The sequence below is a fragment of the Siphonobacter sp. BAB-5405 genome (assembly GCF_002872335.1).
Taxonomy (GTDB): Bacteria; Bacteroidota; Bacteroidia; order Cytophagales; family Spirosomataceae; genus Siphonobacter.
In genome coordinates this window covers 95,107-121,796 of record NZ_NJAG01000001.1, presented here as the reverse complement: position 1 = coordinate 121,796, position 26,690 = coordinate 95,107, and the positions used below count along the sequence as shown (strand labels likewise).

Annotated in this window: 21 protein-coding genes; 12 read left to right on the top strand and 9 right to left on the bottom strand. The window is 49.1% G+C overall.

Annotation, left to right across the window (positions count from 1 at the left end; all coding sequences use genetic code 11):
• Positions 1 to 59 precede the first annotated feature (59 nt).
• Together BWI97_RS00465 and BWI97_RS00460 are read left to right on the top strand one after the other, a co-directional pair.
• On the top strand, positions 60 to 545 hold the full coding sequence (locus tag BWI97_RS00465; RefSeq protein WP_102199633.1) for an ankyrin repeat domain-containing protein: 486 nt from the start codon (positions 60 to 62) through the stop codon (positions 543 to 545).
• A gap of 16 nt (positions 546 to 561) precedes the next feature.
• On the top strand, positions 562 to 2,169 hold the full coding sequence (locus BWI97_RS00460) for a catalase (RefSeq protein ID WP_102199632.1): 1,608 nt from the start codon (positions 562 to 564) through the stop codon (positions 2,167 to 2,169).
• A 113-nt stretch (positions 2,170 to 2,282) separates the two neighbouring features.
• On the opposite strand, the gene BWI97_RS00455 is transcribed toward BWI97_RS00460, so the two are convergent.
• Together BWI97_RS00455 and BWI97_RS00450 are read right to left on the bottom strand one after the other, a co-directional pair.
• On the bottom strand, positions 2,283 to 3,029 hold the full coding sequence (locus BWI97_RS00455) for an acyl-CoA desaturase (RefSeq protein WP_102199631.1): 747 nt from the start codon (positions 3,027 to 3,029) through the stop codon (positions 2,283 to 2,285).
• A 285-nt stretch (positions 3,030 to 3,314) separates the two neighbouring features.
• Positions 3,315 to 5,810, bottom strand: coding sequence for a heavy metal translocating P-type ATPase metal-binding domain-containing protein (locus tag BWI97_RS00450; RefSeq protein WP_233207708.1), 2,496 nt, complete (start codon positions 5,808 to 5,810; stop codon positions 3,315 to 3,317).
• 132 nt (positions 5,811 to 5,942) lie between these two features.
• Between BWI97_RS00450 and BWI97_RS00445 the strand changes: the two genes are divergently transcribed.
• Positions 5,943 to 6,650, top strand: coding sequence for a Crp/Fnr family transcriptional regulator (locus BWI97_RS00445; protein ID WP_102199630.1), 708 nt, complete (start codon positions 5,943 to 5,945; stop codon positions 6,648 to 6,650).
• A gap of 130 nt (positions 6,651 to 6,780) precedes the next feature.
• Complete coding sequence (locus tag BWI97_RS00440; RefSeq protein ID WP_094816646.1) at positions 6,781 to 7,149, top strand: cyclic nucleotide-binding domain-containing protein; 369 nt, start codon at positions 6,781 to 6,783, stop codon at positions 7,147 to 7,149.
• A gap of 231 nt (positions 7,150 to 7,380) precedes the next feature.
• Here BWI97_RS00440 and ung read toward each other — a convergent pair whose 3' ends face one another.
• Positions 7,381 to 8,046 carry a uracil-DNA glycosylase gene (ung, locus tag BWI97_RS00435; protein ID WP_102199629.1) on the bottom strand — a complete coding sequence of 222 codons (666 nt, stop codon included), beginning with the start codon at positions 8,044 to 8,046 and terminating at the stop codon, positions 7,381 to 7,383.
• 166 nt (positions 8,047 to 8,212) lie between these two features.
• Here ung and apaG point away from each other — a divergent pair, with 166 nt between their 5' ends.
• Both apaG and BWI97_RS00425 read left to right on the top strand, forming a co-directional pair.
• Complete coding sequence (apaG, locus tag BWI97_RS00430) at positions 8,213 to 8,599, top strand: Co2+/Mg2+ efflux protein ApaG (RefSeq protein ID WP_094816650.1); 387 nt, start codon at positions 8,213 to 8,215, stop codon at positions 8,597 to 8,599.
• Positions 8,600 to 8,688: 89 nt separating this feature from the next.
• On the top strand, positions 8,689 to 9,453 hold the full coding sequence (locus tag BWI97_RS00425) for an O-methyltransferase (protein WP_102199628.1): 765 nt from the start codon (positions 8,689 to 8,691) through the stop codon (positions 9,451 to 9,453).
• Between the two features lie 17 nt (positions 9,454 to 9,470).
• Here BWI97_RS00425 and BWI97_RS00420 read toward each other — a convergent pair whose 3' ends face one another.
• The 3 genes from BWI97_RS00420 to BWI97_RS00410 form a co-directional block, all read right to left on the bottom strand.
• The gene (locus BWI97_RS00420; RefSeq protein ID WP_141217601.1) at positions 9,471 to 10,085 is read right to left on the bottom strand and encodes an outer membrane beta-barrel protein; all 615 of its coding nucleotides are present in this window, start codon (positions 10,083 to 10,085) and stop codon (positions 9,471 to 9,473) included.
• 298 nt (positions 10,086 to 10,383) lie between these two features.
• Positions 10,384 to 10,800: a hypothetical protein gene (locus BWI97_RS00415; protein ID WP_146010831.1), complete on the bottom strand. Its 417-nt coding sequence runs from the start codon at positions 10,798 to 10,800 to the stop codon at positions 10,384 to 10,386.
• A gap of 318 nt (positions 10,801 to 11,118) precedes the next feature.
• Positions 11,119 to 12,855 (bottom strand): DEAD/DEAH box helicase, encoded by a 1,737-nt coding sequence (locus BWI97_RS00410; RefSeq protein ID WP_094816658.1) that lies wholly within the window; start codon positions 12,853 to 12,855, stop codon positions 11,119 to 11,121.
• A gap of 497 nt (positions 12,856 to 13,352) precedes the next feature.
• Between BWI97_RS00410 and hisB the strand changes: the two genes are divergently transcribed.
• Together hisB and BWI97_RS00395 are read left to right on the top strand one after the other, a co-directional pair.
• Positions 13,353 to 14,486, top strand: a complete 1,134-nt coding sequence (gene hisB / locus BWI97_RS00400) for a bifunctional histidinol-phosphatase/imidazoleglycerol-phosphate dehydratase HisB (protein WP_094816662.1) — start codon at positions 13,353 to 13,355, stop codon at positions 14,484 to 14,486.
• Positions 14,487 to 14,750: 264 nt separating this feature from the next.
• A complete protein-coding gene (locus BWI97_RS00395) occupies positions 14,751 to 15,089 on the top strand; it encodes an ArsC family reductase (protein WP_094816664.1) in 339 nt (112 codons plus the stop codon).
• A gap of 2 nt (positions 15,090 to 15,091) precedes the next feature.
• Here the strand turns inward: BWI97_RS00395 and tsaD are convergent, their stop codons facing one another.
• Positions 15,092 to 16,090, bottom strand: a complete 999-nt coding sequence (gene tsaD / locus BWI97_RS00390) for a tRNA (adenosine(37)-N6)-threonylcarbamoyltransferase complex transferase subunit TsaD (protein WP_102199626.1) — start codon at positions 16,088 to 16,090, stop codon at positions 15,092 to 15,094.
• Positions 16,091 to 16,232: 142 nt separating this feature from the next.
• Here tsaD and BWI97_RS00385 point away from each other — a divergent pair, with 142 nt between their 5' ends.
• Positions 16,233 to 21,023, top strand: coding sequence for a translocation/assembly module TamB domain-containing protein (locus BWI97_RS00385; protein WP_102199625.1), 4,791 nt, complete (start codon positions 16,233 to 16,235; stop codon positions 21,021 to 21,023).
• Between the two features lie 57 nt (positions 21,024 to 21,080).
• On the opposite strand, the gene BWI97_RS00380 is transcribed toward BWI97_RS00385, so the two are convergent.
• Both BWI97_RS00380 and BWI97_RS00375 read right to left on the bottom strand, forming a co-directional pair.
• Complete coding sequence (locus BWI97_RS00380; RefSeq protein WP_102199624.1) at positions 21,081 to 22,310, bottom strand: chorismate-binding protein; 1,230 nt, start codon at positions 22,308 to 22,310, stop codon at positions 21,081 to 21,083.
• 155 nt (positions 22,311 to 22,465) lie between these two features.
• Positions 22,466 to 23,509, bottom strand: coding sequence for a Gfo/Idh/MocA family oxidoreductase (locus tag BWI97_RS00375; RefSeq protein ID WP_102199623.1), 1,044 nt, complete (start codon positions 23,507 to 23,509; stop codon positions 22,466 to 22,468).
• 144 nt (positions 23,510 to 23,653) lie between these two features.
• On the opposite strand from BWI97_RS00375, the gene BWI97_RS00370 reads away from it, so the two are divergent.
• Genes BWI97_RS00370 through BWI97_RS00360 form a run of 3 tightly spaced genes read left to right on the top strand, consistent with a single transcriptional unit; the run spans position 23,654 to position 26,362 of the window.
• A complete protein-coding gene (locus tag BWI97_RS00370; RefSeq protein ID WP_094816672.1) occupies positions 23,654 to 24,115 on the top strand; it encodes a YkgJ family cysteine cluster protein in 462 nt (153 codons plus the stop codon).
• Positions 24,116 to 24,129: 14 nt separating this feature from the next.
• Complete coding sequence (gene tsaE / locus BWI97_RS00365; RefSeq protein WP_094816674.1) at positions 24,130 to 24,555, top strand: tRNA (adenosine(37)-N6)-threonylcarbamoyltransferase complex ATPase subunit type 1 TsaE; 426 nt, start codon at positions 24,130 to 24,132, stop codon at positions 24,553 to 24,555.
• A gap of 40 nt (positions 24,556 to 24,595) precedes the next feature.
• Positions 24,596 to 26,362 carry an ABC transporter ATP-binding protein gene (locus BWI97_RS00360; protein WP_102199622.1) on the top strand — a complete coding sequence of 589 codons (1,767 nt, stop codon included), beginning with the start codon at positions 24,596 to 24,598 and terminating at the stop codon, positions 26,360 to 26,362.
• The last annotated feature ends 328 nt before the right edge of the window (positions 26,363 to 26,690 follow it).

Below are 26,690 nucleotides of genomic sequence, written 5' to 3'. Positions count from 1 at the left end.
GCAGGGAATCAAAAGTATCAGTAATTACCCTCTATTTAACCGATCCCGACGAGTACACTATGGACATTTTTGAAGCCGCCCGGCAAAACAACCTCGAAGCCCTGGAGCAGGAACTGGAAACGCTACATCCCGACGTAGTCGATGCCCGCGGAAGTACGCCCCTGATTATTGCCGGGTATTATAACCACCCGGAAGCAGTCCGGCTCTTACTGGAAGCTCAGGCAAATCCGGACGCTCAGGATGCCATGGGCAATACGCCATTGATGGGAGCTTGTTTCAAAGGGTACACCGAAATAGCCCAATTGTTGCTTGAATTCGGAGCGGCAGTAGATACTACCAATGGGAACGGAGCCACGGCTCTAACCTTTGCGGCCACATTCAATCATAAAGCATTAGTCGAGTTACTATTACAACACGGGGCTGATCCCTTACTGAAAGATCGTTTCGGGAAAAACCCCATTGATTACGCCATGGTCCAGGAAAATGCTGAAAGCTACGAAATCCTGGTGGCGGCCTTACACGCCCAGAAATCCTCTAATTCATAAATAAATCAAGTTACCTATGAGCAATGAAAACGGTGCGAATCAGAATGGCCATGCGAATGGTACTGATTCCGACAAAACGCTGACCACTCGCCAGGGTCACCCCGTCACTAACAATCAAAGTATCCGTACGGTAGGGAATCGCGGTCCGGCCACGATGGAAAACTACCATTTCCTGGAAAAAATCTCCCACTTCGACCGCGAACGCATTCCCGAACGCGTGGTGCACGCTCGCGGAGCCGGAGCCCATGGCGTATTCGAAGCGTATGGTACGGTAGGGGACGAGCCCATTTCCAAGTATACCCGAGCTAAGTTATTTCAGCAAAAGGGAAAACAAACCCCCGTATTCGTGCGGTTCTCTTCGGTCATTCACGGGGGGCACTCGCCCGAAACCCTGCGGGATCCCCGTGGTTTTGCCGTCAAGTTTTATACCGAAGACGGCAACTGGGATCTCGTGGGTAATAACCTGAAAGTGTTCTTCATTCGGGACGCCATGAAATTTCCCGATCTGGTACATGCTTTCAAACCCGATCCCGTAACGAACCGTCAGGACGGCGAACGCATTTTTGATTTCATCAGCGGCACGCCCGAGGCGATGCACATGATTACGTTTTTATTCTCGCCCTATGGCATTCCGGCTAATTACCGGCAAATGCAGGGTTCGGGCGTGAATACGTACAAGTGGGTGAACACCGACGGGGAGGCCGTACTTGTTAAATACCACTGGGAACCCCTGCAGGGAATCAAAAACCTGACGCAGGAGCAGGCCCAGGAAGTACAGGGTAAAAACTTCAATCACGCAACCCAGGATTTGTTCGACGCCATTGAGGAAGGTAATTACCCCGAGTGGGAATTATTCGTACAAATCATGAGTGATGATGATCATCCGGAACTCGACTTCGACCCGCTGGATGATACTAAAATCTGGCCGCAGGATCAGTTCCCCTGGTTGCCCGTTGGTAAAATGACGCTGAACCGTAACCCGGAAAATTACTTTGCCGAGGTAGAACAGTCGGCTTTCGGTACGGGGGTTCTGGTCGACGGTCTGGATTTTTCCGATGATAAAATGCTGCAGGGCCGTACCTTCTCGTACTCGGATACGCAGCGGTACCGCATCGGTAGTAATTATCTGCAACTGCCCATCAACGCTCCGAAAACACACGTGGCAACCAATCAGCGGGATGGACAAATGGCGTATCACGTAGATGTACCCGAAGGGGGCAATCCGCACGTAAACTACGAGCCTTCGGTGATGAATGGTCTACAGGAAGCCCCTAAAGCCGGCAATGATTACGAACCTTACTATGCAGCCAAGCTGGTACGTCAGAAAATCGATCGTCAGAACAACTTCGCTCAGGCGGGCGAACGCTACCGGACGTTTGAAGACTGGGAACGCGACGATCTGATCACCAACCTGGTCAATACGCTGGCTCCGGCCAAGAAGGAAATCCAGGACCGGATGATTGATCTGTTCACGCAGTGCGATCCGGAATACGGTCAACGCGTAGCCGACGGCCTCAAAGCCGCCGCCAGCATGGACATCCAGAAAGGCCCGATTGGTAGTACGTCTTCCAAAGATGCGGTAAAGCAGGCCGAAGAAGAAAGCCACGAGTCGAAGCCGTATTAATCGGATCGAATCAGTTGTAATGAGTTCCGACCCAGAATCGAGTTTACGAATCTTGTCAGAAAGATTCGTAAACTCGATTTGTTTTTTAGCAGCCTTCAATTCAAATCCTGGGTCTACATATAATTCAAATCATTATTCTTCTTCAGTTTCAGAATACCCAGGCTATTGAACAGCAGAATAAACGGATACGTAGGGTCGAACTCAAACCAGCGAACGCCAAAATTCGCCCGTCCACCCAGCTTGTGGTGATTGTTGTGGTATGATTCGCCCATCATCAGAAAGTCAAAAGGCAGCAGATTCTTCGCCGTATCATTCACTTTGAAATTCGTATAGCCGTACTTGTGAGCAAACCAGTTGATCACTACCCCGTGCACCGGACCCATCAGGTAGTGAATCGGCAGGAGCAAATACATCCAGGGACTGGTGGCGTAGTGCATGTAAAACAGCGTATACGCCGTACCCCAGCCAATACGCGAAAGCCAGTTATCGCCAATCTTTTCCATAAAGCCCCAGTACGGAACGTTCTTGAAGTACTTCGGATCTACGTTTTCTTTATGCTTCAAAATGCGGTTGTAGATATTCTTGGTCTTCCACATCATATCGAAGGCATTGTCTGAAAAGCTGGGGGAGTGCGGATCATTCTCGGTATCGGCAAAGGCATGGTGTAGCCGGTGCATGACCCCGTACGCGTACGGACTCAGGAAACTCGAACCCTGCGTAACCCAGGTGAAAAAGTAGAAAAATCGCTCCCAACCCTTCGACATCGTAAACATCTGGTGAGCCGCGTAACGATGCAGGAAAAACGTTTGTGAAAACAGGGAAAGGTACCAGTGAGCCAGAAAGAAAATCAGAATGTACATGGAAAGATGTTGTAGTGTGAAAGGATTTAATGGGGTGGGGTTGGTGGTGGGTCTTGAGGTGGTTTCAGGTTTGAATTGGTTTGAGGAGGTTTAAAGTTTGAGTTAGTTTGATAGGGAAGGTTGGCGTTACAAGCGTTGATAAGCTGTTTCTTGGTTTTTTTAATCTTCATAAAGAATGAAATACTCGTCGATTAAAACATTTCCAAGGCTGGAGTCCTTCAAACCTTAAACCTTTATCAAACCTGCTCAAACTCACAGTCAAACTTTATACTACCTCAAACCTGCTCAAACCCTCACCAACTCCCGCCGTCTCGCCCAGTGCATGCCCGTAATGGCAATGAAAAGCATGGAAGCCGAACTGACGGGCATGAGAATGGCCGCTACAATTGGAGCCAGATTACCTGTAAGCCCGTAGCTTAAGCCGATAAAATTGTAAATGAGTGAAATCAGGAAGCTGAACTGAATGACTTTCAGGCCTGTACGACTGAATTTCAGAAAATGTCCTAAATGCTTTAATTGAGAAGCTTCCAGAATCGCATCGCTGGCCGGACTGAAATGCAGCGTATTATCCGTCAGGGCAATCCCCACATCGGCCTGTTTCAGGGCTCCGGCATCGTTGAGCCCGTCGCCCAGCATCATTACTTTTTTACCCTGTTGCTGAAGCGTTTGAATAAAGGTTAGTTTGTCTTCGGGTTTCATCTTAAAGACCATGTGATCACTGGCAAACCAGCGACTCAGGGTACGCTTTTCCGCATCAGAGTCGCCGGAAAGAACGTACAGTTCGTAGGAATGAGCCAGCTGCGTCAGTGTTTCGTCGAGGCCTTCGCGGTACTGGTGCACGAGTTGGAAAGCCCCTTTCACCTGCCCATCGATACTAAAAAAGCTGGCGGAACCTTCCCGGTCTAAAACACCTACCCAGGCCGCGGAGCCAAATTTCAGTACGTGCGTATCGACGACGCCGGAAAGCCCCATTCCGGTTACGGCTTCGAATCCTGTAACGGGTTTTCGTGTGGATTCCTGGAGATATTCCAGCAGTTTCACACTAATCGGGTGCGTAGAATGCTGAACCAGCGAAGCCAGAGCCACGCGTTCCTCTGCCGTGAGCGGTTCGCCCTGATACTGGATCGGACTGACTTCAGTGGTACTCAGCGTACCCGTTTTGTCAAAAACCAGCGTATCGCACTGAGCGATGTGTTCGATGACTTCGGCGTTTTTCAGATATAGCTTTTTCTGACCGAGCATCCGCATACCGTGCCCCAGAGCAAAGGGGTACGAAAGAGCCAGGGCACAGGGACAGGCAATGATGAGTACCGCCGTAAAAGCGTTGAGGATTTTGGAAGGATCGTACGCGTACCAGTACAGGGCCGTTAACGTTGCCAGCGTGAGTACGCTGATCGTGAAGTATTTACCGACCTGATCCGCAAAGGATTTCAACCGACTTTCCTGACCTTTAGCAAAAGCCGTATGATTCCAGAGTTGGGTTAAATAACTTTGGGAAACGTCTTTCAGTACTTCCAGCTCCACGGAATCGCCCAGTTGTCGTCCACCCGCGTAGACCAGTTCGCCCACCGTTCTGGACTCGGGGACCGCTTCTCCCGTCACAAAACTGTAATCGATCAGGCCCGTTCCCCGGTATAAAAGACTATCGGCAGGAATAAGCTCGCCGTGCCGAATTCGGATGCGATCGCCCCGACGAAGTTGCTGAACCGGAATGCTTTCCGTCTCAGCCGTCAGGAAATTCTTAATCCGCGTAACGGCCAGCGGGAAGTACGATTTATAATCCCGCTCGAACGAAAGAAAGGCGTAGCTTTTCTGTTGGAACCACTGTCCAGCCAACAAAAAGAACGTCAGGCCCGTCAGCGAATCGAAGTAGCCGTTCTGTTGCAGAAAAAGCACTTCGTAGACACTCCGTCCCCAGGCGACGAGAATACCTAACAGAATTGGGAAATCGAGGTTAAGCCGCCCAGCTCGTAGGCTTTTGTACACGGATTCGAAGTACCCACCGCCGGAATAAAAGACGACCGGTAACGACAGAATCAGGCTAAGCCAGCCAAAGAGTACCTTATACGAATCATCTTCCAGCCCCAGGTATTCCGGAAAACTAAAGAGCATGATGTTTCCCGCACAAAATCCCGCAACGCCAATACGTGTGAGCAGATTACGGTAGGTAGGGCTTTGCTGTTCTTTCACCACATCCTGTAAGCTGATCAGCGGTTCGTACCCTACCGAGGCTAGCAGTTCGGCCAGCTCCCGTAGTGAAATTCGGTTATCGCCCGTTTTTCGGTACAGAATGCTGACCTGCTTTTTCATAAAATCGACCCGACTGGTTAATACCGCCGGATGGAGACGCGGCAGGTGTTCGAGCAGATACAGGCAGGAAGAACAGTGGATGGCGGGCAGATAAAACGTTACTTTCGCCTGCGTATCGTTCTGAAAATCGAGTAAGGAATCACTGATTTCGGCGTGATCCAGAAATTCGAATCGGGCTAAACTAGGAGAGGTGCCAATCCCACTTTTTCCCAGTGAATAGTACCCGCATAATTCGTGGTCGGCCAGTAGTTCATAAACGGTCTTACAGCCTTCACAGCAAAACGTTTTATCGTCTACGTGGAGGGCATCTTCCGCACAATCATTGCCACAATGGTAGCAATGCGTAGGTGCAGCAATGGATAAGGAAGCAGTGGAGCTGTTCATGGCAGGTAAATCAGGCAAGACCTGGGAAAGCCGGATGACAACGGCGGATGTTACGTTCGTTGCAGCCCCAAAAGTCCGCTTTTCCATTTCCTTTTTCCATGATTGGAATTAAGTCCGGAAACTGATTTTTATCATTTTTCTAACTGATGTGACCTTGCAACTTTGTCAGGCCAACCGGTAGTGATACCATATACGTTTTGGCATTTAAACAAGATCCTGATGAAATCGCAAGCTGCTCCTGAGTGCCAACGTTGTGCTTTTCGTGAACATTCGCTGTTCAAAAATTGTCAGCACGACGAATTGCTGGAGATGAATGAGAATAAGTGCTTTCACACGTATAAAAAGGGACAGGTCATTTTCCACGAAGGCAATCGCCCGTTCGGTCTGTTTTGTGTATTCGACGGAAAAGTGAAAATCAGCCGACTTAACTCAGAAGGGAAGGAGCAGATCATTCGTCTGGCGAAGTCGGGCGATACGCTGGGCTATCGTTCTCTGATTGAAAATACCAAGTACACGGCTTCGGCGGTGGCTCTGGACGATACGCAGGCCTGCTTTCTGCCTGCCACGGATTTCAACCACCTGATTGATGCCAACGTGAAAGTGGCCAATGATCTGATGAAAATGCTGGCGAAAGCGTTGGGGGAGTCGCAGGAACGGATGATTCACATGGCGATGAAACCCGTACGCGAACGGCTGGCAGAAGCCCTGTTGCTCCTTAAATCGACCTACCATAAAACCGAGGTAGCGGATCTGTTCAGTATCGCCATCTCCCGGGAAGATCTGGCGGCGATTGTGGGTACGGCCAAGGAAACGGTCATCCGCTTTTTGTCTGAATTCAAGGAAGAAGGGATCGTGAGTTCGCATGGTAGTACCATTACGATTTTAAAGCCCGATCGTCTGTTGAAAATCAGTCAGTTATACGATTAGACGTGCGAAAGCCACTAAATCACATCACTGAAACCACTGATTTTTATCATTTCAAACGAGGCTGATTTCCAGCAACTTCGCCTTACCATTGAGCTTTACTTCCCGGTTGGGAAAAGCCAGACGAAGAACCATGCTACTAGATACGGAGAAATTATTACTGGCTCGGGGTACGGAGTTGTACGCCCACAAAGGCGAATATCTGTACCGGAAAGAACAGCTTGCTGAGTTTGTTTTTTATCTCAAGGACGGATCGGTCGAAATTTTACCCGAAAATGGGAAAGAAAACCATCGCCTCCAGAGCCGCTGTTTTTTAGGATTACACGAAGCTTTGCTGAACGTGGAGCATCAGGCTTCCGTAAAGGTGAATGACGAATCCATTTTGCTGGTGTTTGACAAACAGGAAATCGAGCACTTTATGGAGGAACATCGGATGGCCCGTCGCTACTTCATGATCAAGCTATGCGATCAGATGGATTTGATGCAGAAGAGTTATGAATGAAAGGCTTTGAGAAAGATTGAGCGGAATCCCCTACACAACATGATAATCCGCCAAGTATCTATACGTTGAATCTATACAAACGTTCAATCTTTTCTCAAAGCCTTTGATCGATTATACAGACGTGTGTAGACTGAGGGGGGATCACGTGAAACCCAGACAAAGAAAACCCGCTCGTACAATCGTACCAGCGGGCCAAGTAAAAGCCAAAGAAAACGAAGTAATCACCCCACCTTACCAATCAATTTCCGGTAATCCTTTACTATGAAGATAAGCATTGGTTTGGCTGAAATGTTTGCAGCCAAACCAGCCGCCATAGTTGGCCGACATGGGCGAAGGGTGCTTGGCTTTCAGAATTAAATGTTTATCGGGCGAAATGACGGCCCCTTTTTTCTGAGCATAAGCTCCCCAAAGGAGGAATACCAGATTTTCTTTTTCTTCGGACAAAATCCGGATTACCGCATCAGTGAAGGTTTCCCAACCTTTGCCCTGGTGCGAACCCGCCTGTCCTTCGCGTACGGTAAGCGTAGCGTTCAACAGCAACACACCCTGATCAGCCCAGCGGGTAAGGTTGCCGGATTTGGGAATTGGCTTGCCTAAGTCGTCTTTAATTTCCTTGAAAATATTGACCAGAGAGGGTGGGATCCGGATACCCTCATTGACAGAAAATGCCATCCCATTGGCCTGGTTGGGGCCATGGTAAGGATCCTGACCCAAAATGACCACCTTTGTATCTTCAAACGAACAGTGATTAAACGCGTTAAACATCAGCTTGCCCGGTGGGTAAACCCGTTGGGTGGCATACTCATTTTTGATGAAAGATACTAAGTCACCGAAATAAGGTTTTTCGAATTCCGGTTGCAAATAAGGTTTCCACGATTCGGCAATCTGAACGTTCATACGGCAGTTAATTAGAGAAGTCGAAGCTAGGATACTCAACGCGTAAGCAAGAATACCCCGGGATTAAAAAATATAAAAATCAATTCCAGGATTTGCCCCGTATCTTGCTGACGGTTAATTTCGATTTGATTAGCTTTCAGCAGTTTCGTCAAACAAGGACACGATTATGGTAACGGCCATCACGGAAGGCATCAAAGTTAGTGTGATTACGGAATTCATTTCCGATCATTCCAATGCTTCCCTGCAGCATTTTGTATTTACGTATCGCGTACGTATCGAAAACCAGTCCGATCACACGATTCGGCTGCGTCGCCGGCATTGGTTCATTTATGATTCCAATGGTGTAACCCGCGAAGTAGAGGGGGAAGGCGTTATTGGCCAGCAACCCGTTCTCGAACCCGGACAAGTGCATGAGTATGTATCCGGTAGTAACCTGCAAACCACCATGGGCAAAATGGCGGGTAGTTACCTGATGGAACGCATGTACGACGGTCGCGAGTTTCTGGTTCAGATTCCGGAATTCCTGTTGATCGTACCGTATAAGCTAAACTAGTCTTTACGAATAGCCCGTTTTACGTTTCGTACCACTTTTAATTGAAGCTTTGAGCGAAGGAGATCCGACCGCGACAAGCAAGAACCATTTTGATTGCTTCTTACCTTCGGTACCTGTTTACCGCCGGAAACGAACATGGCTTGCATTCACCGTTCGTTTTTGATTTATATACCCAAGTGATTCGCTCCCGGGAAAAGCAGCCGGTCTTTGAAGAGATTGAACGCATTCGTGCAGCCATGAAAGCTCGGACGGATGAAATTGAAATTGTGGATTACGGAGCCGGCTCCCGCCGTACTAATGCTCCAAGGCGTAAAATTTCGACTATTGCCAGGAATGCTCAGAAAACGCCTAAATTTTCTCAGTTACTCTATCGCCTCATTGCCCACTTTCAGCCCGAGGTCATTTTTGATCTGGGAACATCGTTGGGTATCACTACTTTGTACGAAGCGAAAGCTGCTCCCCAAAGTAAAATTTATAGCTTCGAGGGCTGCCCGGAAACCGCCCGCGTGGCCGCTGGTAATTTACAGTCGGCTTCTCAGGTAACGATTGTAACGGGAAATCTGGATGAAACACTGAAAGCCCAAGTCGAGCAGGTTACCCAAATTGATTTTGCTTTTTTCGACGCCAATCATCGGTATGAGCCCACCGTTCGGTACTTTGAGACCTGCCTGCGTAAGGCTCATGCCGATAGTGTTTTTGTCTTTGACGATATTCACTGGTCCAAGGAAATGGAAAAAGCCTGGACCGAAATCCAGGCTCATCCAAGTGTCACAGTAACGATCGACTTGTTTTTTGTGGGCTTGGTTTTCTTTCGAAAGAAACAACCAACCCAGCATTTTGTCCTTCGTTTCTAAGGGGTGAAACGGGCTACTTAGTTGTTTGTACGGGGGAAACCAAAGGTAACACCTACGTTAACTGCCCAAAGTTTGCTGGGGTTTTCCCAACGAATGTTGTTTACGGTACCAGTGCTGGCACTTCCGTCTTTGCTACCAAAGATGAAATTGTAGCTACCTTCAGCAAACAAACCTACGCCACCCAGTGCGAAAGCCAGACCCAGTTTAGGAGCCGCTCCGAAGCGGGTATCAGTAGACTTGTAAATTTCGCTTCCAGCCAGGTTTACTTTCGTCGTGCGTAAGTAAGCACCTGCTTCTGCTCCAATGTAAGGACGAACCACACCGCTGGTCAGGAAGATGTCCAGAGTACCCGTCAGAGGCACCAGTGATCCACGGTTTTCCAGATTGTTACCTACGTTCTGGTTATAATCGTAGGAGATGGCAATGTACTTGGCGGCAGCACCTACGGCTACATTGGGGCCAAGGAACACTTTCAAACCAGCACCCACACCTGGTTTAACTTCTGCATTGTCCAGGTTAGGAGCCGCAGCTGTTCCGTGTAAAGTAAAACCTACTTGTCCAAATGAGTTAAAGCTGAAGGAAGCCAGTACGGCTACCAGAGCCAAACTTGCATATAAACGAATTGCTTTCATGGAGATAATGTTGTTTAGGTAATTAATCCGTACATCATCATCAAAAAAAAGTGCCAAGCCCTCTAAGAGGCCCGGGGGCTTTTAACAGATCGGGTAGGAATGTCTACATTTTGGGGTTTTATTAGAGAATAAGACTTATGTGGGGAAGTATCCTGCCTGCTTCTCGGGAGGATAAAACAAAAAAGTGGTCGGCGAAAATTCACCGACCACTCCGCTCACCTGTCAAACCAATCACTCGAATTTAAAAGGAAGCCATATCCCTTCTATCCAATCACACGTCCCCAGGGCTCCCAATATTTTACCAGCGGTTCGGGTATCCCTGGCCATCGCGTCTTTCCCAGGTAATGGCCCGGTCGATTCGATCTTGTAAGTCACTAATGAGGACTCGTTCGCGGGGGGAAGTATATCCGTTGGAGCGAGCTGCGTAAATAGCCCGATCCGTTTGCGATTGCAAGCGTTTTAGATCCCGTACTTCCCGGCGGGTTAATTGCCCTGATCGGATACCCTGATCGATTCTTCTATTTTGTTGTTGCTGCCGAAATTCAGGATTAAAGCGTCCCCGGTTGTTATAGCGGCGATCTTCGTAACGATCCCGATCGCGACGATCATACCGATCATCGTAACGTCCGTAGGGCTGGGCCTGCGTGCAGGCAGCAGTACCAATCATTAGCGTAGCGGCGACAAAAAAGGCTTTGGAGAAAAAGGAGGTTTTCATGGTGTTCTTTCGTTTTTTGTTCAAATTCAGGACTAAGAACAAATACCTCAACGCACGTTTAAAGCCTTAACTTTCTTTAACAGGGGAGTGTACAGTTTTCAGTTTGCTATTTACAGTTTTTAAAAACCTTTAAGCTTATATAGTATTGAAAATCAATGTTTTAATATTTTGTAAATAATATTCATTGACTAATTAAGCGAGAAGCAAGCAATTTTTAAACATGAAAAAAGCCTCTGCAACGATTCGTCACAGAGGCTTTTTTATTTCAAGTTGTCAAGTTAAAACTGAAAACAGTACACTAGAAACTGACAACTAAACTTATCCTTTCGCCACTTCCACATTCACCCGTTTGCCTTTAATGGTATTGCCATCGAGAGCACTCAGGATCGTTTGTTGGTGTTCTTTAGGAACGTCCACGAAAGAGTAGCTATCGAACAAGTCGATCTGGCCGATGACTTTACCGGGCAGACCGGTTTCGCCCGTAATGGCTCCTACAATGTGGCTAGGCGTAATTTTGAAATTCTTACCGATGTTGATGAACAGACGAACCATTCCGGCATCGGCACCACGGCGGAAGGGTTTGCCTTCACGATCCACACGGTCACGGGTGTTTCCGTTACGTTCGCCGAAGCTTCCTTTGCGGTCACCGAAACGCTCATTACCGCGACGATCTCCGAAGCGACCATTGCGGTCTCCACCGCGTGCATCACGGCCTTCGAATTTGTTACGGGGTTGTTCTTCCAGATTATCCTCAGTCGTTTTTACACCACCCAGGTTAAGTTGAGCTAAGGCAGAAACGATGGCTGTAGGCTCATATCCGGCTTCTTCCAGCGTGCTCAGTACATCGGCGTAAAATTCAGACGTACCTTCTTCGATGGTTTGCTGTACGCGTTCAATGAAACGAGTTTTCTTGATCGCGAAAACATCCGCGAACGTGGGCAACTTACCCCGCGTAATTTCTACTTTCGTATAGTTCTGAATGTCACGGATACGGTATTTTTCCGCTCCAGCAGCCAGTGTAAAGGCTTTACCTGACTTACCAGCACGACCCGTACGACCAATCCGGTGTACGTAGTATTCCGAATCCATCGGTACATCGTAGTTGAAAACGGCTTCTACGTCGTCTACGTCAATACCACGGGCAGCTACGTCGGTAGCAACCAGAATTTGCGTAGTACCGCCGCGGAATTTGCTCATTACCTGCGTACGGGCCGCCTGACGCATATCGCCGTGCAGACCTTCTGCTGCGTAACCACGCATCTGGAATTGCTCAACGATTTCATCGACCCGAGCTTTCTGATTACTAAACACCAGCATCAATTTGATCTGGTGGAAGTCGATCAGACGGCACATGGCTTCGAACTTTGCATCGGGACGCACCGCGTACCAGCTTTGTTCGATATTGGCGTTCGTAACTTCGTTTTTCGTAACTTTTACCAACTGTGGGTTTTTCTGATATCGTTTGGTCAGATCCATAATTGGTTTCGGCATCGTAGCTGAGAAGAAGACCGTTTGGCGATCTTCAGGGCAGTCAGCCAGTACACTTTCAATGTCTTCCCGGAAGCCCATGTCCAGCATTTCATCCGCCTCATCCAGTACCATGTATTTCACATGATCCAGACGCAGGGAACCACGTTCGATGTGATCCATTACCCGACCCGGCGTACCTACTACGATCTGGCAGCCTTTGCGTAAATCGCGGTTCTGACGCTCGTAGCTATCGCCACCGTAAATAGCCGTAATCCAAACGCCTCTTTTGAATTTAGCCAAGCGACGAAGTTCTTCAGAAACTTGTACGGCTAATTCACGCGTAGGGCACAGAATCAGGGATTGAACGACTTTCTCGTTCGGATCAATAATGTCGATTAAAGGAATACCGAAAGCAGCTGTTTTACCGGTACCGGTTTGAGCTTGGCCAATGACGTCACGGCCTTCCAGCAGATGAGGAATAGACTCGGCCTGAATAGGCGAGGGTGCCACGAAACCCATTTCCGTGACGGCTTGCATCACCTCGTCAGAAAGACCGAGGTCAGCAAATAAAATTTGATTCTCCATGAATTAATAATACCACAAGAGTTCCTTGTGCTCCGGTCATCTACAGGCAGGGCCTGTTTCCGAAGACCTCACAAACAGAAGTTTGCGGTACAGTCGGTTTTAAATGATGTAAAATAAACCACAACGATGCCTACACATCCGTCGGGCTTCTGATGACCAAAGTGTGAGCTACAAAGGAGGGTTCGGCACGCGAACCAAATCAGAGCAAGGCAGACGGGAGGCCTTTTCAGCAAGCAGATGTTTCCCTGCCGCTAGAAATACAATGCAAAATACGCTGAAAGAGTTCAGGTCTGCAAGTAAATTGTACTATGTAGGGGAAATGTTCAGTATAATCAAAGAAATATACCATTCACTTTACTTTTTCCATGATTTAGATCAAAATCCGGGCTTCCTTCAAAAGGGTTCCATGGCCCTTGCAACCCCTGGGAATGAAATACTGGCGGGAACGTGTGGGTAATTAGCTGTTTCGGCTACAAATTTGTGGCAAAATCGCGTGCATGAAAAAAGCCTTATTTATTGATCGGGACGGAACGTTGATCGTAGAACCCCAGACCGATTTTCAGATTGATTCCCTCGAAAAACTGGAGTTTCTGCCCAAAGCCATCTCCGCGTTACGTAAAATAGCCGAAGAAACCGATTACGAACTGGTGATGGTAACCAACCAGGACGGATTAGGTACGGATTCCTTTCCCGAAGATACGTTCTGGCCGACGCAGAATAAAATGCTGCAAACGCTGGAAAACGAAGGAGTCGTCTTCTCCGCCGTTCACATTGACCGCTCGTTTCCGGAACAAAACCTGCCGACGCGTAAACCAGGTACTGGCCTGCTCACGCAGTACCTGGACGGGAGTTACGATCTGGCCAACAGTTTCGTGATTGGCGACCGGCTGACGGACATACGGCTGGCGAAAAACCTGAACGCGAAAGCTATTTTGGTAGAACCCGGTAATAAAGAATCGGAACGCGGCCTGCTTACGCCGGAACTGGAGCCCTATGTAGCTCTGATTACGCCCGACTGGGATGAAATTTACCGCAAAGTACGGCTGGCTGACCGCATCGGACAGGTACAGCGGGATACGAAAGAAACCCAGATTTTTGTTGAACTCAATCTGGATGGTACGGGTAAGGCCAACATTCAGACGGGACTCGGCTTTTTTGATCACATGCTCGATCAACTGGCCAAACACGGCGGTTTGGATCTGACCATTAAAGTCAACGGTGACCTGCACATTGACGAACACCATACCATCGAAGATACGGCACTGGCCCTGGGTGAAGCGTTCCGCAAATCCCTGGGCGATAAACGGGGCATTGCCCGTTACGGTTTCCTGTTACCTATGGACGAAGCACTGGCTCAGGTAGCAATTGATTTTTCGGGTCGCCCGTGGCTGGTATGGGATGCTACTTTCAAACGGGAGAAAATTGGCGATATGCCCACGGAACTCTTCCATCACTTCTTCAAGTCCTTTACCGATACTTCACTTACTAATCTGAATATCAAGGTTGAAGGCGACAACGAGCACCATAAAATTGAGGCTATTTTCAAGGCCTGGGCCAAAGCGATCAAGATGGCCGTACGGCGGGAAATCCGGGAGCTTAATAATCTGCCCAGTACAAAAGGCGTCCTGTAAACTTTAGAGTTTAAGCTTTGTGGCTTACTTTTGTGATCATTGCTTTCGAAACACTAGATAACACATACGCATATGTTACTGAATATTCCTCTGCCCACTTTTGTACCCATCGCGTTTTTTGTATTGCTGATGGCCACGTCTTTCTACATTGGAGCATACCTGGAGAAGCGGGAACCTCGCAAGTAGGAATACCAAACCTTAAGAAAAGAGCGGCCTTACGGGCCGCTCTTTTTAGTATAAACCTGACTTGATCCTCAGAAAACAATGTATACGTTATACGCCATTCCCAATTGTGATACCGTGAAAAAGGCCCGCGTATGGTTGGCCGATCATGCCATTACCTACCAGTTCCACGATTACAAAAAACAGGGTATTACGCGGGAAACGATTGAACGCTGGCTCACGCAAAAGTCCTGGGAAGAACTGGTCAATAAAGCCGGAACTACGTGGAAACAACTCGCCGAAAAGCCAGCCGATCAGGAATCGGCGATTGCTCTGATGCTGGAAAAACCATCCGTAATTCGTCGCCCCTTGATTGAAGCCGAAGGGAAAATCGTGGCTCTGGGTTTCAAACCGGACGTTTACGAAACTACCTTTAAATAGGTTTACCATTCCATCCGGGGCAGCGGAGATACGGTCTGCGGGCAAAACTCGCCCCGTAACGCCTTATAATGCCCGGCCATACCAATCATAGCCGCATTATCGGTGCAGTACTCGAAGTTAGGAATGTACACGTTCCAGCCGAGTTTCTCTCCCGTTTGCTGCAATTCCCTGCGTAAACCCGAGTTCGCCGAAACACCACCGGCAATGGCAATTTCCTTAATGCCGGTTTCGCGGGCGGCCCGTTTTAGTTTGGTCAGTAAGATTCGGATGAGCGTGGCCTGTACGGAGGCACAAATATCGGCCAGGTTTTCTTCGATGAAGTTCGGATTCTGAGCCGTTTCTTTCCTAAGAAAATACAGGATGGCCGTTTTGATACCCGAGAAGGAATAATTCAGGCCGGGTGTATCTACGTCGGGTAAAGCAAAGCGGTCAGGATTACCCGTTTGAGCGTATTTGTCAATCAAAGGGCCGCCGGGGTAGGGCAGATTCAGCAGTTTGGCCGTTTTGTCGAAGGCTTCGCCGACCGCATCATCCTGGGTTTCGCCGATGACTTCCATGTCCAGGTAATCCCGAATGAGGACAATCTGCGTATGTCCACCCGATACGGTCAGACACAAAAAAGGAAATGAAGGGTGCGGATCTTGCAGAAAATGAGCCAGTACGTGGGCCTGCATGTGATGCACATCGACCAGCGGAATGTTTAGTCCCAGAGCCAGTGATTTGGCAAAGGAGGTACCTACCAAGAGGGCACCCAGTAATCCCGGACCACGGGTAAAAGCAATGACGTTCAGGTCATTTTTTGTAACTTCGGCCCGCGTTAGAGCTTCGGTTACGACTGAGACAATGTGTTGCTGGTGAGCCCGTGAAGCCAACTCCGGTACTACACCGCCGTATTGCTGGTGAATTAATTGCGTAGCAACGACGTTCGAACGAACCTGACCATCAATCAGTACGGCAGCTGAACTTTCATCGCAGGAAGATTCAATGGCGAGTAAGACCATAGAGAGCGAAACGACCCGAACAAGCGGGGTGGTTTGTAATTTTAAATAAGTATTTAGTCAACAAAAGTACGGGGTAAACGTTCAAATGACAGGTTTTGTCACGTGATCCCTGTATAACTTTAGCTTTTTGTACCGATTTCCCATGATGCGATCGCTCCTCCGTTTCACCCTTCGAACCCTGCTAACCCTGGCGTTGGTAGCTTTCATCGGGCTAGCGATAGCAGTTCGGTTTTCGTGGGTTACGTTTACCGAAGCCGAGCAGGAGAATCTGGAACGTAAACTGCTGTTCATCGGCTTACCCCTGTTTACCCTCGGAGTACTTTTATTAATTTTTGTTCCCCGGCTACGGGCCTGGGTCCTGCCTCGCATCGCCCGGGAATCCCCCATTGTACTCCGTAACGCGACCATAATCCTCACGCTGGCGTTTGGGTTTACGATTAGCCTGATGGCCTTTCTACGCATTCCAGCCATTCAGACCAGGCTGACGCGATACGTTACGGAGTGGTTCTACGAGCAGACGCACTATCCCGTTAGCATTGGCCGCGTGAATTATCGCTTTCCCGATAATCTTATTCTGGAACAGGTTTCCATTCCGGATACGCTTCGTAAACCCATGATTGACGTCAAGCGATTAGAAGTCAATCTGGCGTTATTCAAACTCATTGATTCGGCCAGTACCAACATCCATCTCGATCAGGTCAAACTGGTGGGTCCCGACGTCCGATTGGTCGTACAACCCAACGGGGATTTAAACATCGATGGTTTCATCAATGCCATCGACCGGCTTACGGCTCCTAAAACGCCTCGGAAAGGCCCGCCGAAAGTAATTCCCTTCACCATTGGCGAGGGCTTGGTGGAAGGGGGAGAATTTCACTACGACGATCCCCGCAAAGAACCTTTCCGACGAAAAGGCACCTTTGATTACAATCACTTTGTCATTCATGAGCTAAACGGCAACGTTAAAAACTTCCTGGTTTTTGCAGATACCATTGCTGCCGACATTACGCAGTTACGGGGGATTGACCGCGTCGCTCAGTTGCGTATTCATAAGTTCGATACGAAGTTCTTTTTCTCCGCCCAGCAGATGCGGTTTGAAAATCTACTCGTACACGTCAATCGTTCGACGCTGCGTAAACATATCGAATTCCGATACAAAAGAAGCCGGGATTTAGGTGACTTTAACGAGAAGGTACGCATCATTGCCGATCTCAGTCAAAGCGTCGTTTATGCCAATGACCTGGCCCGCTTTGCCTCCTCCTTATACCAGTTTAACGACCGCTGGCAGGCGTCGGGACACTTCGACGGAACCGTTCGGGATTTTGTTTTCAACGCTACCGACCTGCGTTACGGCAAGCAAAGTCGGGCGGCGGGTACGTTTGCCTTTAAAGGCTTACCCGATTTTGAAACGTCGGATATGGATTTTCGCCTGAGTCAGTTTGTAACGAACGCTCAGGATTTGGCTCAGTATACGGGAAAAACCGCCGAAGAAACCATTAAAGAATTTGGTACGCTGGATTATCAGGGACTTTTCGCGGGTCGTTACAATGATTTTCGGGCGAAGGGAATCCTGAAAACCGGACTCGGCACGATCGTGCCTGACCTGAGTATGAAGATTGCCGATGACATCGAAAATTCAACGTACAAAGGCAATATTGAACTCGCCGATTTTGCCCTGGGCGATTTAATTAAAGATCCCAAACTGCTCCAAACGATTGATTTGAAGGGCCAGATTGAAGGGGCCGGATTCGATAAAGAAACGGCAACAGTCAGGCTTAATACGGACGTTAAACAGGTTGGATTCCAGGGTTATAACTACCGGAATATCCGCGTGGACGGAGCCTTGCAACTCGGGTTGTTTGAGGGAAAAGTAGCCATGAAGGATACCAATCTGGTATTCGATCTGGAAGGGAAAGCCGACCTGCGTCAGAAACGCAACTACTTCGACATTGACGGCACCATCAGCCGGGCCATGTTGCATCCGCTGGGTGTATCCGAAGAAGACATGCGGTTACAATCGGAAGTGCACGTCGTCTGGACGGGGCTTGAGCTGGATCAGATGTACGGCGTCGCCCGCCTGAAAAATACGTATCTGACGCGAATGCTCGAAGAAGGCGACCGGAACCTGCTCATTGATACGCTGTATCTCTTCGTACCCAAACCCGTAAGCAGTCGGTATATTTCCCTGCAAACGGATATTCTGAATGCCACTGTCGAGGGGCCCTTTGCCTTGTCACAAGCCCTGAAAGACTTACCCAATCTGGTAGAAGAGTACAAAATTTATTTCACGGAACTGGACTCCACCCGACAGGACTATTACCGCCGAAAAGCCAAAAAGTCGTCCATCATCGACCGCTACAGTCTGGATTACTCCGTTGACTTTAAAGACGCCCGACCGCTGATGGCTTTTCTGTATCCCGGCGGCTATCTTTCGCCGAATACGCGGGTAGAAGGAGCCTTTACGATGGGAGCGACATCGGTATTTTCGCTGAACGCCAAAGTTGATACGTTACTGATTGAAAAGTATAAGTTCTACCACTCCGAAGTAGACCTCAACACGTCCAAATACGCTAATCAGAACGACGTATTGGCTTCAGCAGTCATTACCTCCCAACAGCAGCAAATCTATTCAGCGGCCCCAACGGAAGCCTTACAGGTGGAAGCTTCCTGGGAAAAAGATCACATTGCCTTTACCAGTCGTCTACGGCAACAGCAAAGTACCAACCGACTTAACCTGAACGGGGATATTTTTTTCCGGCCGGAAGGGACCGATCTGCACTTTCGCCGTTCCCGGGTCCGGATTCTGGATCAGGACTGGAACGTGAATACAGAGAACCGGATTCGGCTGACGGGTTCAACTATTCAGGTCAGTGATCTGACCTTCCGCAATGTGGAGCAGTCGATTGCCATTAACGGCTTGGTTTCCAGGGATCCACTACAAACCCTTTCCCTCAAGGCTCAGGACTTTAACCTGGCTACGCTCCAACCGATTTTACAGGTAAACGTGAAAGGGACGCTCAATGGAGAATTATCCATGCGAGATGCCTACGAAAACATTAATCTGGACGGTAACCTGAACGTGGATGAACTCGTATATAAAGGTTTTCTGATTGGCAACGTAACGGCTTCGTCGCAGTGGGACCGTACCAATCAACGGGTAAATATCAATATGGGCGTCGATCGGATGAACAACCCGATTCTAAACGTAAAGGGGACGTACTCGCCCGAGCAGGATGACAATTCGCTTGACCTCGTTGCCACGCTGAACCGAACTGACTTACAGATTTTTGAACCGTTTACGGAAGACCTTTTCTCGGAAATCAAAGGACAGGCCAGTGGGAAACTCCTGATCCGTGGTACCCCCCGCGATCCGAAACTGGGGGGATTGGTAGACGTGAAACGTGGACAACTTCGCTTCGATTATCTGGGCGTACGGCTGGCTTTTTCCGATACCATCCGTTTCCGGGGGGGCGAAATTCAGGCCCAGATGGGCATAAGTGACGAAGAAGGCAATACGGGTAAGCTCCGGCTGGGCATGTATTCGGGCGGTAATGGCAGTTACGCCATGGATTTAAAGGCTAATCTGAAAAACTTTAAAGTGCTCAATACGACCAGTAAGGATAACAAACTTTTTTATGGTAAAGCTTACGTAACGGGCGATGTGAGCGTGGAAAGTGTGGGTTCACTGGATAACCTGATCGTAAAATCCAACGCCACCACTCGACCCGGTACAGAAATCACCATTCCGATTGATAATGCTTCGGAGGTAAGTAACACGGATTACATCCAGTTTGTAAATCTGGCCATTAAGAAGAAGGAAGAGGACCTGAATTTGCCCCGTAAGGTGCGTACGGGCATTCGAATGGACTTCAACTTCAATATTACGCCCGATGCCAAATGTATTCTGCTACTCGATCGTCGAACGGGTGACCGACTGGAGGCCTACGGACACAGTAACCTGAATCTGGAAGTAGATACGAAAGGCGAATTCGCCATGCGGGGAACGTATGAGCTGGAAAAAGGGAAGTACTATTACAAGTACGAAGCACTGGTTTCCAAGGAATTTGCCATTCAGCCCAACAGTCGCATTAGCTGGTACGGCGATCCCTATGAAGCCTACGTGGACGTTAAAGCTTCGTATACCAAACTCACTTCCCTGACGCCCATCATGAACCTGAGCAATGATCAGACTTCTTCGGCTCAGGCCCGGCGGGCGTATCCGGTGGAGGTGACGATCAGTTTGAAAGATCGGCTGATGAAGCCAAACGTTGGCTTTGGGTTAAAAATTAAAGAATACCCACTGGAACCACAGTTCTCCGGTTCAGTACAGGCTTTTGAAGCCCGCATTGCCAATGATGAGCAGGAGCTAAACAATCAGGTGAGTAGTATCCTGTTTTCGGGACGACTGATTCCGCAGAACTCGCAGGCGTTCCGCGACATCAACGTACTGAATTTGCTGGCGGAAACAGGTACCAGCGTGCTGAGTGACATCCTTTCCAAAGTAGCCAATGGCGTGGAAGTGGATATCAATACCGTGAACGTGATTGGTTCGAATCAAAACCTGGCCGATCAGCTTCGGGCCCGCGTATCGTATAATTTCGGGAATGGCCTGACGATTAGTCGGGACGGTGGGTTTTCATCGGTGTACAGCACGCAGAATGCGAACCTCATTGGCGACTGGGCCGCGGAATGGACTGTAACACCCGACGCCCGCTGGCGATTGAAAGCCTTTAGCCGTTTCCCGCAAAACACATTCCTGCAAAGTACCATCAACCAGAATACGCCGACGGTAGGGGGTAGTGTACTGTATACGAAAAGCTTCAATTATTTCTTCCCGAAGAAAAAAGTAACACCGTCCGCCGTGACTCCAACGGATACAACCCGACCCGATACGACCCGGCAACCCGCCCGTACGACGGAAGCCTATAAGCCCTGAAAATAAAAGCGGCCCGAACTTTGGTTCGGGCCGCTTTGCGTTAAAATCGTAAGGTACTTACAAGGCCAGGGCGGCGAGTAAGGTCTGGCATTTCATTTCAGTTTCGTGCCATTCCTGTTCCGGAATTGAGTTTTCTGTAATGCCCGCTCCGGCGTATAAAACGGCCTGATCGCCTTCCATCTGCATGGTCCGTAAGTTGACGAACAAATGGGATTCGTTGTGAATATTAATCGGACCGAGGAAGCCACTGTAATAGCTTCGGTCGTAGTTTTCGTAATGTTCGATGAAGCGAAGGGCCGAGGATTTCGGCGTACCGCAAACCGCCGAAGTGGGGTGCAGCAAATCCAGCATAACCGTGCCCAACTGCGGAAAATTAACGGCCTGGGTATCCACCTGAAAATCCGTACGCAGGTGCAGGAGGTTACCGGCTTTGACCGTTTTGGGGCCACTTTCCTGGTATTCCCGCAACCTAATTTTCTTAAAACACTCAATGATATACCGGCTCACCAACGCGTGTTCTTCAATCTCCTTGTCCGACCACCGGGCATGTTCCAGGGAAACGGGTTGCTGCCGAGCGTCCGTTGCGGATTGTGTACCCGCCAGCGACATCGTTCGAAAGATGCCCTGTTGATCCTGACTGACGAGCACTTCGGGCGTTGCTCCCAGCCAGACGCAACCCGACTCCGGTAAGGAAACGAGCGAAATAAACGCATTAGGATAGGTTTCGCAAAGTCGATGAAAGGCAGCCACGTGATCAAAACGGGCAGGCAGTTCCACCCATTTACGCCGGGAAAGGACGACCTTCTGAAAAGCTCCGAGCTTCATTTCCGTAACGGCCTGCCGAACGGCTTCCTCGAACTTCTCCCGTTCCGAACCCGCATTTCCGTCCATTGGAATGGGTTTCAGGTGATACTCGGGTACGTCTTCGGAATCATCGTCGGCATCATCTTCAAACGCCTGAATACGCCAGAAATCTGCCGATGCAGTGATTTCTTCGGCAATCAGGGTTTCTTCCGCATCAAACGAAAAGTAAAGATCAGCCCGCAAAAAACGCGTCTGCTCGCCTTCCGGATTTAGAAAAGGACTGATGGCAAACCCAGCAGGCAATTCTTCCAGATCGGCTTTCAGACGACGGTCTTCGCTCGATAAATCAATAATCAGCTGTTTTTCTGAAGCTCGCGGTAATCGCCACAAGGCTGCCGGATAACCGCCACGCTCAGCCGTACGCCAAAGATTGGATAATGAGTGGGTACGAATTGAAATATTCTCAGTATGAACTGTTTCCATAACTCCATTTCACGATATAAGTATAACTATTCGCAGTGCGAAATGGTGCTGGGAATTCCTTAAAAAGTCATTAATTGACGTAGGGATGTGTGTAAAGAGTACGCTCAAGAAGAGTAACTCCCCGAAAGTCAGCACTTTCGGGAAGGAAATAAAATTTAGGACAAATGAACGGTCTGGCCCGTTTGTGTACTTTGAAAAGCCGCTTCGATGACTTTCAACTGCGTAACCATCTGCTCGGGTTTCACAAACAATTCGGCATCATCGGTAATGGCATCCGCTACGTTTTGGTAGAAAATGCCCCAGTCACCGGGTAAGCTTTCCATTTTTCGGGAAATGCTCTGTCCGTCTACATCCGTATGCAGCAAGCCCCAGAGTGATTCGGGTTCTACACCAAAGTTGGGGTGACCCGGCATGATCTCACCCGCCTTCAACTGATCTTCCTGAATATCAATACCCGGTTTGAGAAAACTCCCGTGCGTACCATGCAGCGTATAGCGGGGAGCAGGCTCCTGCACGAGCAGACTTGAACGTAAGCGTACCCGTAACCGACCGTAATTCAAGTGTAAATCAAAAGCATCATCAATCTGGGAGCCTTCCCGTTGCGTCCAAATGTTGGCCCATACCGATTGCGGACGACCGAACAGTACCAGAACCTGATCCAGAATGTGCGAACCCAGATCGTAAAGAGTTCCACTACCGGCAGAATTGGTTTCTTTCCAGGCTTTTGGATTTAAAACGGGCTTATACCGGTCGAAGTGAGCTTCGTAGGTATGCACTTCGCCCAGTTCGCCGGATTCCAGTACCTGTTGGACCGTACGGAAATCACTGTCCCAGCGACGGTTATGGTATACGCTGAGTACCCGGTTTTGTTCCCGAGCCAGCTCAATCAGTTCTTCGGCTTCTTCGACAGTAGGCGTGAAGGGCTTTTCCACAACGACGTGTTTGCCCGCCTGCAACGCTTTTCGGGTATAGTCCGCGTGGGTATCGTTGGGCGTATTGATGATGATCAGATCGATCTCCGGGTTTTCCAGCAGAGCTTCAAACGTACGTACCGTCTGCAAAAAAGGATAAGCCTCCGCTGCCCGGTTTTTGGAACGTTCGAAGACGTGCGTAAGTTGAAAGGCGGGATTCGCCAGAATAAAGGGGGCGTGGAGATAATGAGCAGAATCTCCGAAACCAGCAAGAGCAGTACGAATCATGGCAGTAAGTGGTCAGTTTTCGGTCTACAGTGTTCAGTTAGTAAAAGTATACCCCCGGGCCTGGGGAAAAGGAGCCACTGATTTTCAAAGAATAACTGTAAACCGAAAACAATAAACTGAAAACTAATCTATTATTTTTGTACAATGAATGAGCGTTACGCGGAACATAAGCGGTATTTAAATCGGCTCAAGGCCCGTAAACCTAAAAAATTAGACGAAGCTTTTGAGCAATTGCACGAAGAAGTTTTTGAGGAAGTCGATTGTCTGGCCTGTGCCAATTGCTGTAAGACGACCAGTCCCATTTTTACGGATACGGATATTGACCGCATCGCCAAACACCTGCGGATTCGCCCCTCGGATTTGATTGACCGATATTTACACCTGGACGAAGATCGGCACTACGTACTCAATAGTTCGCCCTGTACCTTCTTAGGCAGCGATAACTACTGTTCGATTTACGAAGTACGCCCCAAAGCCTGTCGGGAGTACCCCCATACCGACCGACGGCGAATGGTTCAGATTCTGGATCTGACGTTAGCAAATACGACGATTTGTCCGGCTGTGGCTACCATCGTTGATCGTTTACAGCACCTAGTACCGGCCTGAGGCCCTTTCCCATCATGCAGATTCAGGAATTTCATTGCCCTTCGCTTTCGGAACTTTCAGAAACCGCCCGTCAGGTGCTGGCGTATGGGAAGGAGCGTACCGTGTGGCTATTTGAGGGCGAGATGGGAGCGGGCAAAACCACTTTTATCAAAGCGTTGTGCGGGGTACTGGGCGTAAGCCAGACCGTACAGAGTCCGACCTTTGCCTTGGTGAATGAATATGCCACCCAAGCGGGTGAAACGGTGTACCACTTTGATTTCTATCGGATTAAGTCAGAAATTGAAGCCTTGGATTTGGGCGTAGAAGAGTATTTTGATTCAGGAGCGTACTGTTTTGTTGAATGGCCCTCGTTGATTCCGAACCTGTGGCCCCCCGATGCTTTATTGGTGTCCATCATCCCTAACCCCGACGATTCCCGAACGATTCGCGTGCAGAGCTAATACGCGGACGTTCCGTTTTTAAGGTATCCTTTTTTCCCCCATGCGTAATCCTTATGTTTCGCTGCTGCGTACCGCGTGGCAGTATGCCCGGCATGAAAGAGGCCGGTATGTAGGCGTGTATACGCTGTTTATTCTTTCCAATTTAGTCAATGCCAGTTTACCCCTGATGCTGGGCTGGCTGGTTAATCAGCTTCAAAAAGACGGTGTGCATGCCCTGCGGTATTCCCTCTGGTACATCCTGGGGTATATCGGTCTGCGGCTGGTTTTCTGGGCGTTTCACGGTCCGGCCCGCGTGGTAGAGCGGGAACTGGCTTTTAATCTAAGCCGTAACTTTCTACAGGAACGATACCACCAGGCCCTGCATTTGCCCGTCAAATGGCATAAAGATCACCACTCGGGAGCCACGATCAACCGGATTCGGAAGGCCTACGAAGCCCTGCGTCTCTTTTTCCAGAACGGCTTTACGTACCTGCACGCCCTGATGAAGTTTGCCTTGTCACTGGGAGCCATGCTGTACTTTTCCCCGCTATTTGGCATGATCGGGGTAGGCATTGGTATCGTGACGCTACGCATCATTTTTATGTTTGATAAGCCTTTCGTTCGGACGCTGAATGAAGTCAACGAGGGTGAACACGAGGTATCTGCCACGCTCTTTGACAGCCTTTCCAACATTCTTACCGTGATTACCTTACGGCTGGAAAACAGTATGGAAACCGGACTAATGCAAAAGGTATCGAAGCTGTTTCCAGCCTTTCGTAAAAACGTCGTAATTAATGAATGGAAATGGTTCACGGCTGAAATGATGATTAGCCTGATTTACGGTGTCATTACGCTGGGTTACATTTATCAGAACAGCGATCCGTCACAGGCTTTTTACGTGGGTGGACTGGTCACGCTGCTCGGCTACGTGAACCAGTTTACGAGCGTATTTCAGGATGTAGCCTGGCAGTATACGGACATCGTTCGCTACAATACCGACCTGCAAACGGCCAACGACATTGCCGAGGCCTACGAAAATAATCACCGTCCGGAAGCCATTGAAACGATACCTCCCGACTGGCAGGCGATTGAGCTAAAAAATATTCATTTTTCCCACCAGTCTGACGAACGCGTGACGGGTCTGAAAGGCCTGAACCTGCGAATTCAGCGGGGACAACGCATTGCCCTGATCGGGGAAAGTGGCAGTGGCAAAAGTACTTTGCTCGCCCTGTTGCGGGGATTGTACCAGCCCAAGCCCGGCTGCGAAATGGCCATCGATGGCGAGCTGTATCCGGATTTGGGAGCCTTGTACGATTCCGTAACGCTTTTCCCGCAGGAGCCGGAAATTTTCGAAAATACGATTGCCTATAACATCACGCTGGGTCTGCCGTTCGAGGAAGCGAAACTGCGGGAAGTCTGTGAAATTGCTCATTTCCACGAAATCGTGAAGCAACTGCCGCAGGGGTTCGACTCGCAGATTCAGGAAAAAGGAGTCAACCTGTCGGGTGGACAAAAACAGCGGCTGGCTCTGGCCCGGGGAATTCTGGCCGCTCAGCACAGTCACGTAGTATTGCTCGACGAACCGACGTCCAGCGTCGATCCAAAAACGGAAGCGTTGATTTATCAGCGGATGTTCGAGGCGTTTCCCGAAAAGGCGATCGTCTCCTCGCTGCACCGCCTGCACCTCTTACGCGACTTCGATTACGTTTACGTCATGGACAAGGGCCGAATCATTGAAGAAGGTTCGTTTGACTGGTTACGCTACAATGGTCCCCGCTTTATGGAACTGTGGTGGCATCAGGAGGAAAAAATGGAGAAAGTGGCGTAAGCCCCGTTTCATAACCAGTACGGACTTCCCGGGAGTCATTACTTCCGGGAAGTTTTCTTTTTAATAATAGCCAGCCATCGCCTTACCTTAAAAATCCCGCCTTCCCAAGTTATCCGTAGCATTTGCTACGGATGCCCAAATTTGTAGGCGATGTTTAGCCTAAGAAATTTGCTCTACTCCCGCATTCTCCTACGTTTAGTACCGGCAAACGCGTAGTTTTTAGAATTCTTCAGCTGCGAACCAATCGTCTCGGTTATCTTTGCGATTCTCTTATTTTATGAGTCACCCCCAAGGGCTCCTCTACTTATCCGGCACGGCTGTAAAGTCG

Coding starts and splice junctions, on each gene's coding strand:
- BWI97_RS00465 (WP_102199633.1), top strand. CDS start 60: ATGGACATTTTTGAAGCCGCCCGGCAAAACAACCTCGAAGCCCTGGAG.
- BWI97_RS00460 (WP_102199632.1), top strand. CDS start 562: ATGAGCAATGAAAACGGTGCGAATCAGAATGGCCATGCGAATGGTACT.
- BWI97_RS00455 (WP_102199631.1), bottom strand. CDS start 3,029: ATGTACATTCTGATTTTCTTTCTGGCTCACTGGTACCTTTCCCTGTTT.
- BWI97_RS00450 (WP_233207708.1), bottom strand. CDS start 5,810: ATGGAAAAGCGGACTTTTGGGGCTGCAACGAACGTAACATCCGCCGTT.
- BWI97_RS00445 (WP_102199630.1), top strand. CDS start 5,943: ATGAAATCGCAAGCTGCTCCTGAGTGCCAACGTTGTGCTTTTCGTGAA.
- BWI97_RS00440 (WP_094816646.1), top strand. CDS start 6,781: ATGCTACTAGATACGGAGAAATTATTACTGGCTCGGGGTACGGAGTTG.
- ung (WP_102199629.1), bottom strand. CDS start 8,046: ATGAACGTTCAGATTGCCGAATCGTGGAAACCTTATTTGCAACCGGAA.
- apaG (WP_094816650.1), top strand. CDS start 8,213: ATGGTAACGGCCATCACGGAAGGCATCAAAGTTAGTGTGATTACGGAA.
- BWI97_RS00420 (WP_141217601.1), bottom strand. CDS start 10,085: ATGAAAGCAATTCGTTTATATGCAAGTTTGGCTCTGGTAGCCGTACTG.
- BWI97_RS00415 (WP_146010831.1), bottom strand. CDS start 10,800: ATGAAAACCTCCTTTTTCTCCAAAGCCTTTTTTGTCGCCGCTACGCTA.
- BWI97_RS00410 (WP_094816658.1), bottom strand. CDS start 12,855: ATGGAGAATCAAATTTTATTTGCTGACCTCGGTCTTTCTGACGAGGTG.
- hisB (WP_094816662.1), top strand. CDS start 13,353: ATGAAAAAAGCCTTATTTATTGATCGGGACGGAACGTTGATCGTAGAA.
- BWI97_RS00395 (WP_094816664.1), top strand. CDS start 14,751: ATGTATACGTTATACGCCATTCCCAATTGTGATACCGTGAAAAAGGCC.
- tsaD (WP_102199626.1), bottom strand. CDS start 16,090: ATGGTCTTACTCGCCATTGAATCTTCCTGCGATGAAAGTTCAGCTGCC.
- BWI97_RS00385 (WP_102199625.1), top strand. CDS start 16,233: ATGATGCGATCGCTCCTCCGTTTCACCCTTCGAACCCTGCTAACCCTG.
- BWI97_RS00380 (WP_102199624.1), bottom strand. CDS start 22,310: ATGGAAACAGTTCATACTGAGAATATTTCAATTCGTACCCACTCATTA.
- BWI97_RS00375 (WP_102199623.1), bottom strand. CDS start 23,509: ATGATTCGTACTGCTCTTGCTGGTTTCGGAGATTCTGCTCATTATCTC.
- BWI97_RS00370 (WP_094816672.1), top strand. CDS start 23,654: ATGAATGAGCGTTACGCGGAACATAAGCGGTATTTAAATCGGCTCAAG.
- tsaE (WP_094816674.1), top strand. CDS start 24,130: ATGCAGATTCAGGAATTTCATTGCCCTTCGCTTTCGGAACTTTCAGAA.
- BWI97_RS00360 (WP_102199622.1), top strand. CDS start 24,596: ATGCGTAATCCTTATGTTTCGCTGCTGCGTACCGCGTGGCAGTATGCC.